The organism is Roseateles sp. GW823-FHT07B05 (assembly GCF_058794515.1).
Window position 1 is genome coordinate 140,216 of the sequence record NZ_JBXAGX010000012.1, and the last position, 8,793, is coordinate 149,008.

Below are 8,793 nucleotides of genomic sequence, written 5' to 3' on the forward strand. Positions count from 1 at the left end.
CATGCATTCGCATTATGATTAACAACACCATCTCACAACCAACCGCGACTCGCTACGCCCTCCATGCCTTTGCATCCCTCCCCCCATCTGATCGCCCTCGCCATCGCATCGCTTGTCGCCGATGCCGCCTGCGCGCAAGCTGCGCAGGACGCCAACGCGTCCCTGCCAGCCGTCGAAGTGGTGGGCCGCATGGCGTCTGGGGCGTATCACGCCGGCGATGCATCCGGCGCCAAGACTGAGCTGCGCCTGCGAGAGCTTCCGCAGGCAGCCCGGGTGCTGACTCGCCAGGCGATTGACGATCTGGGCGCCACCAAGCTGGACGACGTGCTGGACTATGTCGGCGGCGTCTCGCGCCAGAACAACTTTGGCGGCCTGTGGGACAACATCGCGGTGCGCGGTCTCGCCGGCAACGAGAACACCGGCATGGCCACGCTGCTGAACGGCTTCTCGTCCAATCGCGGCTTCAACGCGCCGCGCGACCTGGCCGGTGTCGAGCGCATCGAGTTTCTCAAGGGCCCGGCGGCTGCGCTCTATGGCAGCAGCGAACCCGGCGGCACGCTCAACATCGTCTCCAAGAAGCCGTTGTGGCAAACCGGCCATGCACTCGAGGTCTACAGAGGCAGCTTCAACCTCAAGCGGGCGGCCCTGGACAGCACCGGCCCCTTGAGTGACGCGCTGGCCTACCGCCTGAACATCGCCGTCGAGGACCGCGACAGCTTCCGTGACGAGGTCCATGCGCGCCGTGAAGTGGTCGCCCCGGCCTTCAGCTGGAAGCTGGGCGCCGACACGACGCTGGACTACACCGGCGAATGGCTGCGCCACCGTACGCCGCTGGATCGCGGCGTCGTTGCGACTGCGGACGGCCAGCGGGGCGTCATCCCGCGCGAGCGCTTCCTGGGGGAGCCTGCCGACGGCGATGTGACGGTGGACAACCGCACGCACCAGCTCATCCTGTCGCACGACTGGAGCGACCACTGGCACAGCCGCCTGGGCCTGGCCTATCGGGAGACCGGCATCCATGGCTTCTCCACCGAGCCGACCGCGCTGCGGGCCGATGGCACGCTGACACGCCAGCGCCGCCTGCGCGACTACGACTCGGACGACCTTGCGCTGCAGGCCGAGCTGCAGGGGCGCGTGCGCGCTGCCGGCGTGGTGCATGAGGTGCTGCTGGGCGCCGAGACCTTTCGCTTCGACATGGACACGGTGATGCTGCGCGTCAACCCCAGCACCGCCAGCCCCTACGCGATCAACATCTACCAGCCGGCCTACGGCCAGGTCCAGCCCACGCCCGCTGCCAACACCGACACGTTGGAACACCAGCGCGGCACCGCCTTTTACGCGCAGGATGCGATCACGCTGGCACCGCAATGGCGGCTGCTGGCGGGGGTGCGGGTGGACCACTACCGCCAGTCGCTGCTGAACCGCCGCACCGGGCTCACCACCCGCCAGGACCCGTCGGCCAGCTCGCCGCGCATCGGCATCAGCTGGCTGCCCTCGGCGCAATGGACGGTCTATGCCAGCGCGGGCAAGTCGTTCCGCCCCAATGTCGGCACCGACTTCAGCGGCCAGGCATTCGCACCGGAGAGCGGCCGCGCGCTGGAGCTGGGCGCCAAGTGGGAGAGCGCCGGTCAGCGCATGGGGTTGACGGCGGCACTGTTCGACATCCGCAAGCGCAACGTGCTGACGGCTGACCCGGCGGCGCTGACCGATCCTTCCCGGACCGGCTTCTCCGTTGCCGCGGGCGAAGTCGGGAGCCGCGGGCTGGAGCTGGACTTCGCAGGCCAGGTGAGTACGTCATGGCGTGTCAACGCCAGCCTGGTGTTGAACGACGTGGAAGTGCGCCGCGACACCACGCTGCCCGCGGGCACCCGCCTGCTGAACGTGCCCAAGGTCAACGGCAGCCTGCTGGCCGTGTACGAGGGCTCTTTCGCCAACGGCCAGCGCTATGGCCTGGGCGGTGGCGTCACGCATGTCGGCGCGCGCGTCGGGCAGACCGCGACCACGTTTGAACTGCCGGCCTACACGACCGCCAAGCTGGTGGGCCACTGGCGCATCAGCCCGACGCTGCGGGCCACGCTGGACATCGACAACCTGTTCGACACCACCTACTACAGCAGCTCCTACAGCCGCGTCTGGGTCACGCCGGGTGCCGCGCGCACGGTGACGCTGGGTCTGCAGGCGAAGTTCTGACCATGACCGCGATCAACGGCCCGCTGCTGGATGTCGCCGATGTGGTCGCCGGCTATGGCCAGCACGATGTGCTGAAAGGCCTGACCCTGCGAGTCGCACCGGGCGAGATCTACGCACTGCTGGGTGCCAACGGTGCCGGCAAGACCACCACCATCAGCCTGCTGCTGGGCTTCGTGAAGGCGCGGGCAGGCCGCGTGCGCGTCGGCGGCGTCGACCCGGCTGCCGACGCTGCCGGCGCGCGGCGGCAGATCGCCTATATCCCGGAGAACGTCGCGCTCTACGAGCACCTGAGCGCTTGCGAGAACCTGGCCTACTTGCTGGACCTCGCCGGCCAGACGGCCAGCGACGCCGTCGTGCGCGAGGCACTGTCCACCGCGGGCCTGGCAGGTACAGCCCACGACCGGCGCGTGGCCGGTTTCTCCAAGGGCATGCGTCAGAAGGTGGCCATCGCACTGGCCCTGGCCCGCCAGGTGCCGGCCCTGCTGCTGGACGAGCCGACCTCGGGGCTCGATCCTCAGGCCAGCGCCGAGTTCACCCGCCTGCTCGGTGACTTGCGCACGCGCGGCGTGGCAGTGCTGATGGTCACGCACGACCTGCTGGGCGCCGCCGATGTGGCCGATCGCATCGGCTTCCTGCTGGCCGGCAAGCTGGTGGAGGAAGTGCCCGCGGACGGCCCGGACCGCTTCGACGTGCGCGCGCTGCACCGTCACTACGCGGCAGCCGAGGCTGGGGCATGAGCATCGTGAATCGCATTGCCCGCGAGGAGTGGCGGCTGATGCGCCGGGACCGGGTCGCCGTGCTCGGCCTGGCGCTGCTGCTCTTGCTCGGCACGGTCGCTGCCTTCACTGCCTGGGACCAGCGACGTGCCGCACAGGCCGCCCGAGAGCAGTACCAGGCGCAAGTGGACCAGGAGTTCGATGCCCAGCCGGACCGACACCCGCACCGCATGGTGCACTACGGCCACTTCGCCTTCCGGCCGCTGAATCCGCTGGCTGCGTTCGACAGCGGCATCGACCCCTTCACCGGCCACACGCTGTTCCTCGAGGGCCATCGCCAGAACAGCGCGAACTTCGGCGACGTGCGGCAGTCCTCGCTGCTGCTGCGTTTCGGACAGTTGACGCCGGCCTTCGTGTTGCAGGTGCTCGCTCCGCTGCTGCTGGCGTTCATCGGGCACGCCGCGGTCGCGCGAGAACGTGAGCGCGGCACCTTGCGTGTGCTGATGGCGCAAGGCCTTCGTCCCGGGCAGCTCGTGGCCGGCAAGCTGCTGGCGCTCGCTGCAGCGGCGGCGCTGATGCTGCTGCCGGCGGCTGTGGCGCTGGCAGCCATCGCCGCGGACGACCCGACCAGCGCGCCGCTGGCGCTCGCCACTGCCCTGGCCTATGCGGCCTGGCTGCTGCTGTGGACGCTGGGCGTGGTGCTGGTCTCCGCCTGCGCGCGGCGTGGCCGCGATGCGCTGATGGCGCTGCTGGCGGCATGGACCGTCACCGTCGTGCTGCTGCCGCGGCTGGCGCCTGAACTGGCCGCCGCGCAACAGCCGCTGCCCACACGGCTGGAGACCGACATCGCGGTGGCACGCGACCTCGCCGCCCTCGGCGACAGCCACAACCCCGACGATCCCTATTTCGCCGAGTTCCGCCGCAAGGTGCTGGCCCAGTACGGCGTTTCGCGCATCGAGGACCTGCCTGTCAACTACAAGGGCCTCGTGGGCATGGAGGGCGAGCGCCTGACCAGCGAGCTGTTCGATCGCTACGGCCGCGAGAGCTTTGCGCGCCAGCATGAGCAGCTGCGGCATGTGGCCCTGTTTTCTGTGCTCAGTCCGGTCATCGCGCTGCGAGGCATTTCCATGGCCGCAGCCGGCACCGATCTGACCAGCTACCAACGCTTCATGGAGCAGGCCGAACGGCATCGCTACACCCTGGTCCAGCATCTCAACCGATTGCAGGCCGAGCAGCTGAGCTGGGCGGCTGACCGCAACAGCCGCGAGAGCCGCATCAGCAAAGACCACTGGCACGGACTGGCCGCCTTCCACTTCGAACCCGAGCCCAAGGCCGACACGCTGCGGCGCCTCGGCCCCAGGGCCGCCGTGCTGGCCGCCTGGCTGCTGGCGCTGGCTGCCGGGCTGGCCTGGGCCACCCGGCGCCTCCAAGGAGCGATGCGATGAGCGCGCTGCGTCACGAATGGCGGCTGCTGAGCCGCTCCCGCTGGGCCATGGCGGCGCTGCTGCTGTTGCTGACCCTGTCGTCGCTGGCCGTCTTCAGCGGGTTGCTCGAGGTGCAGCGTCAGCAGGACACCATCGCGCGCGTTGCCAAGCTTCAGCAAGAGGAGCTGGCGCAGCAGGCGCCAAAACTCACGCGCGATGGTGACGCGGGCACGGTGGGCTACTACGCTTTCCTGGGCACGTGGGACACACCCACACCCGCCGCCTTCCTGGCCCTGGGCCTGCGTGATGCGACGCCCTACGTGCTGCGCGTGCGGGCGCTCGCGCTGCAATCACAGCTGCACGAGGGCGAGACCTACAACCCGGAGCTGGCGCTCGCCGGCCGCTTCGACATGGCCGTCGTCACGGTCTACCTGTTGCCGCTGTTCCTGATTGCACTGCTCTACGACCTCGTCAGCGGCGAGCGACAGTCGGGCCGGCTGGCCACGCTGCTGGCGTTGCCCCGCGCTGGCCGAGGGCTGTGGTGGCGTCGCGCGGGCCTGCGCGCAGCCCTGGCGTCGGCCTGTGTGCTGCTGCCGCTGCTGGCTGGCGGCGCCGTCAGCGGCATGCCTGCTGTCGCCCTGGCCGCTGCCGCGCTGGCTGTGCTGGCCTATGTCGCCTGCTGGACGGGACTGGCCCTGGTCGTCTGCCTGCGCTGCGGCAGCTCGGTGGCCAATGCCACCGCGCTGATGGGCTGCTGGGCCGCGCTGACACTGGTCTTGCCGGCCGTCGGCAACGCGGTGCTGAGCCGGACGGTCCCGGTGCAGCAGGGAGCGGCGTTGATGCTCGCGCAGCGCCAGGCCGTGCACGGCGCCTGGGACGTGTCGCGGGAAGAAACGCTGGCCCGCTTCTTCCGCAGTCATCCGCAGTGGCAGGACACCGCTCCCTTGCCCGCTGGCTTTCACTGGAAGTGGTACTACGCTTTCCAGCAGCTCGGCGACGAGGACGTGGCAGCGCAGGTCGAGGCGTATCGCCTAGCCCTGCTGGCACGCCAGCAGGCGACCGAGACGCTGGGCCTGGCCCTGCCAGGTGTGGGCCTGCAGGCGGTACTGCATCGCATCGCCGGCACCGACCTGCGGGCGCAGCTGGCCTACCAGGACGCCATCACGGGCTTTCACAGACGGCTGCGGGACCAGCTCTACCCCTACCTCTTCCAGGAGCGCCGGTTCGAAGCCGCGGACTTCGCTCGCCTGCCTCGCTTCGAAGCCCGAGCTGCGGCGCTTGATATCCCGTGGGGCCCGCTTGCTGCGCTGACCGTGGTCGGTGCATTGATGTGCGGCATTGCAGGGCGCGCCGCCGGCCGCGTGGCAGCCCGCGATGCCGCATGAAGACGACGACGCCCTCCAGGTTGCGCCAGTGGCCGCACCGACTCACGGTGTCCCTGACGTGGCTGGCAGTGGCTTGGGCCCTGGAGCGCCATGAGCCCCACTCAGCCGTCCGGAGGGACTCGCTCGCGCTCGGCGAGACAACGCACAGGGGGGCACCCATGAGCCCGATCGAAATGCGCAACCTGACGGCGGCCTATCGCGACCATCCGGCGGTGCACCATGTGCCCGGCACATTCGAAGCCGGCCCGCTCATCGCCGTCGTCGAGCCCAACGGCGCCGGCAAGAGCAACCTGCTCGGCGCGATTGCGGGCCAGCTAAAGCATGCTGGCTGCAGCAGGAATTCCGGCCGCGGCTGTCGGACACGCAGTTGGAGCACGCGTTAAAGGTCCGCTTGGACTTCATGGTGTTCACCGGCTTCGAGCCCGGTGACGGCCGCTTCCCCGACGCAACGATCATCTGCCGCTTCCGCAACCGGCTCGTGGCAGCCAAGCTCGACCAGGTGCCGCTGCGTCGGGTCAACGTGCAGCTCGAAGGCCAAGGCCTGAAGGTGGCGGGCAGCCGTGGCGCCATCATTGACGCGACCATCATTGAGAGCGCCGCGCACCCGAACCAACACGTCGAAGTCGATGGCGACGGGCGGGCCGAAGTGGTGGACAGCGCCGACGACGAGGCCCGCTGGGTCAAGAAGGGCAAGGACGCCTTCTTCGGCTACCGCGGCTACAGCGCAGTGGATACCGAAGACGGCTATGTCGAACACGTCGAGGTGCACCCGGCCAATCAAGCCGAGGCGAACAAGCTGCCCGGCATCGTCGACGCCCTCATCTAGCAAGGCATCCAGCCCGAGGGCCGGCATGTGGCGCGAACTCGCCCCGACCAGTCGACCGACATCAGCTCCTCGATATGCAGCCAAGGCCGACACGGTCGCTCCGCCCTGTCTAGCCGTGCGCTGCAGCCGCGTCCATTTCGGCCTCTGGCCACAGGCTCGGGAACAGGAAGCGGAGCGCGTCCATGGGAATCCCGAAGCGGACATGGCCTCGCGGCGAGTCCGAGCACAGCAGTCCAGCGTCGAGCAGCTTGCCAATCAGCGTGGTGGCCGTGCGCTCGCCCAGGCCCGTCATGGAGGCAAATGCACCACGTGCGATTTCCCGCTGCGTAGCGAAGAGGTAGTGCAGAGGCTGCAGCGCCTCGGAACGCAATCCGCGCTTGACGACATGTTCCTCGTGCGCGAGCAACGCGCCCAGCCGGTCGTGCATTGCCGGCAGGTTCAGCATCCTGGACATGAAGCGGACCTGATCGAGGCAGACTTCGATGAAGAACTCGATCCACTCGACGAGCATGCGCTCGCTTAGGTTGCCGCGGCCGTCGAGATCACCCATGCGCGGCATGTCGGCGTTGCCCAGTCGCTCGCTGTAGCGCTCAGCGTTTCGCGCCAAGCCGCGCAGGGGCGACCACAGGCCGCCAGTCAAGCCGAGCGCGTTCAGGGTCGCCAGGCTGTGCAGGCGGGCCGTGCGGCCATTTCCGTCGGAGAACGGATGGATCCAGACCAGTCGGTGGTGCGCAGCCGCCGCAGCGACGATCTGCATCTCACCGCGCCGTGCCCCTCCGTAAACCGTCGACCAGCGCTGCAGCATCACCGACAGGGCCTGCCATGATGGCGCGACATGGCGCTTCACGGCGACGTCACGCGTGCGGATCGCTCCTGGCTCTACGGCTACGCCTTGAATGACCGCCCCATCGGCGTCATGGAGCTCTACCAGGCGGTCCTGAGGCGGCAGCTGCCCGAACAAATGTCCATGGATCCGGCAAAGGAACTCCGGCGCGTAAGTGTCACGGACGTTGGTAGCACCGACGGCTTCTTCGTGGATCCATCGCTCGGTGCCGATGTGGGCGACGGCTAAACGCTGTAGCCGAGCCTTTTCAGCATCCTCGGAAAAGTTCTGCTTCAGCGCCCGCTCGATCTCGATCGGCCGCGTGTGCTCGCCCTCGATCTTGTTCGAGTAGTAGGAGTTCATCGATCGCAGGAGACGGGCGAGATCCTGCGTCACACCGCTTTGGCAGGCCCCGCCTAGGCGGGCCGCCTCCGTGCGCAGATCATGCGACAGGCTAAGCACGTGCTCGGCCAACTGCTCACTTGGCAGCAGCGGCTCGAATTGGGAAGGATGGTCGTACATCGAGGGGTATACGCGCCGACGCTTGCGCCCAGTGAGGTGCAGCAAAGTGCGGCACGGATTGCGTATCAACTAAGCGCCGCAAGTCTTTGTTCAGCATTGTATTTGACAGCGATGTGCGAATCAAATTGCGGATCATTTTTCGCACCCGAGTGGCGCGGGGTCAAGATCCAGTACTGCATCGCCCCGGGGCGATTCATGCTGCAGTACCGGCAGTAGGCCATGAACGCCTAGCGTCCAATCGCCCTACTTCTGGGCGTCAGTTCAAAAGCGGGACGGTTCATACCGGGCGTGTAGTGACCGCGGCAGGGGCGCTTTAGGCGGCCGGATGAACACGGCGTGCTGGCACTTCAGGCCGCGGCTCGCGCGCATGGAGGGCGCCCATCAGCACGCCAACACTGAGTCGAATATCGGCACATTCGACTCAATAGTTGCGACGAACGCGCCACAGGAGGATCCCATGGCTACTCCGGAATGACCAAGATCCTCGTTGGGAACTACCGCGCACACGCGGAGCCGATTCAATTCGAAGATGGCAATGGCCACCAAGAAGTATGACAACACTGCTGCGACGTCCCGCGCCACGGCGTCGCGCGAGCTCATCGACCTCGAATCCATGACCCTGCTGGAACAGGTCGGCGGCGAGCGCTTCACGCGCTTATACGTCAAGCTGCCTGGCTGGGTTCCGCCAACCTCGTCATGAAGGACCAGGGCCCGTTCACCGTAGCGGACTCAAGGGCTCGCAACCGCAAGAGGAACGATTCTTACCGTCATGATTCCGCTCCCCATTTGAAACCCCAAAAGCGAAACCCCCACCAGCTTTGGGCTGATGGGGGTTGGCTTTGAATAATAGCCTGACGATGACCTACTTTCACACGGGAATCCGCACTATCATCGGCGCTGACTCGTT

General features: G+C 67.6%; 7 protein-coding genes and 1 pseudogene. 7 read left to right on the forward strand and 1 reads right to left on the reverse strand.

The window, feature by feature from the left end:
• Positions 1–63: 63 nt before the first annotated feature.
• The 6 genes and pseudogenes from AC1Q7O_RS22120 to AC1Q7O_RS22145 form a co-directional block, all read left to right on the forward strand.
• Entirely contained in the window at positions 64–2,190 is a 2,127-nt protein-coding gene (locus tag AC1Q7O_RS22120) for a TonB-dependent siderophore receptor (protein ID WP_492660473.1), read from the forward strand.
• Positions 2,191–2,192: 2 nt separating this feature from the next.
• The gene (locus AC1Q7O_RS22125) at positions 2,193–2,927 is read left to right on the forward strand and encodes an ABC transporter ATP-binding protein (RefSeq protein WP_492660472.1); all 735 of its coding nucleotides are present in this window, start codon (positions 2,193–2,195) and stop codon (positions 2,925–2,927) included.
• A complete protein-coding gene (locus AC1Q7O_RS22130) occupies positions 2,924–4,351 on the forward strand; it encodes a DUF3526 domain-containing protein (protein ID WP_492660471.1) in 1,428 nt (475 codons plus the stop codon). Before AC1Q7O_RS22125 ends, AC1Q7O_RS22130 begins: the two co-directional genes overlap by 4 nt.
• Positions 4,348–5,715, forward strand: coding sequence for a DUF3526 domain-containing protein (locus AC1Q7O_RS22135; RefSeq protein WP_492660470.1), 1,368 nt, complete (start codon positions 4,348–4,350; stop codon positions 5,713–5,715). The genes AC1Q7O_RS22130 and AC1Q7O_RS22135 overlap by 4 nt, the downstream gene beginning before the upstream one ends.
• Positions 5,716–5,873: 158 nt before the next feature.
• The gene (locus AC1Q7O_RS22140; RefSeq protein WP_492660469.1) at positions 5,874–6,098 is read left to right on the forward strand and encodes a hypothetical protein; all 225 of its coding nucleotides are present in this window, start codon (positions 5,874–5,876) and stop codon (positions 6,096–6,098) included.
• Positions 6,068–6,535, forward strand: a pseudogene (locus AC1Q7O_RS22145) (transposase); the annotation flags it as partial. The gene AC1Q7O_RS22140 and the pseudogene AC1Q7O_RS22145, both read left to right, overlap by 31 nt.
• A gap of 115 nt (positions 6,536–6,650) precedes the next feature.
• On the opposite strand, the gene AC1Q7O_RS22150 reads toward AC1Q7O_RS22145, so the two are convergent.
• A complete protein-coding gene (locus AC1Q7O_RS22150) occupies positions 6,651–7,886 on the reverse strand; it encodes a Fic family protein (protein WP_492660468.1) in 1,236 nt (411 codons plus the stop codon).
• Positions 7,887–8,421: 535 nt separating this feature from the next.
• On the opposite strand from AC1Q7O_RS22150, the gene AC1Q7O_RS22155 reads away from it, so the two are divergent.
• A complete protein-coding gene (locus tag AC1Q7O_RS22155; RefSeq protein ID WP_492660467.1) occupies positions 8,422–8,586 on the forward strand; it encodes a hypothetical protein in 165 nt (54 codons plus the stop codon).
• The last annotated feature ends 207 nt before the right edge of the window (positions 8,587–8,793 follow it).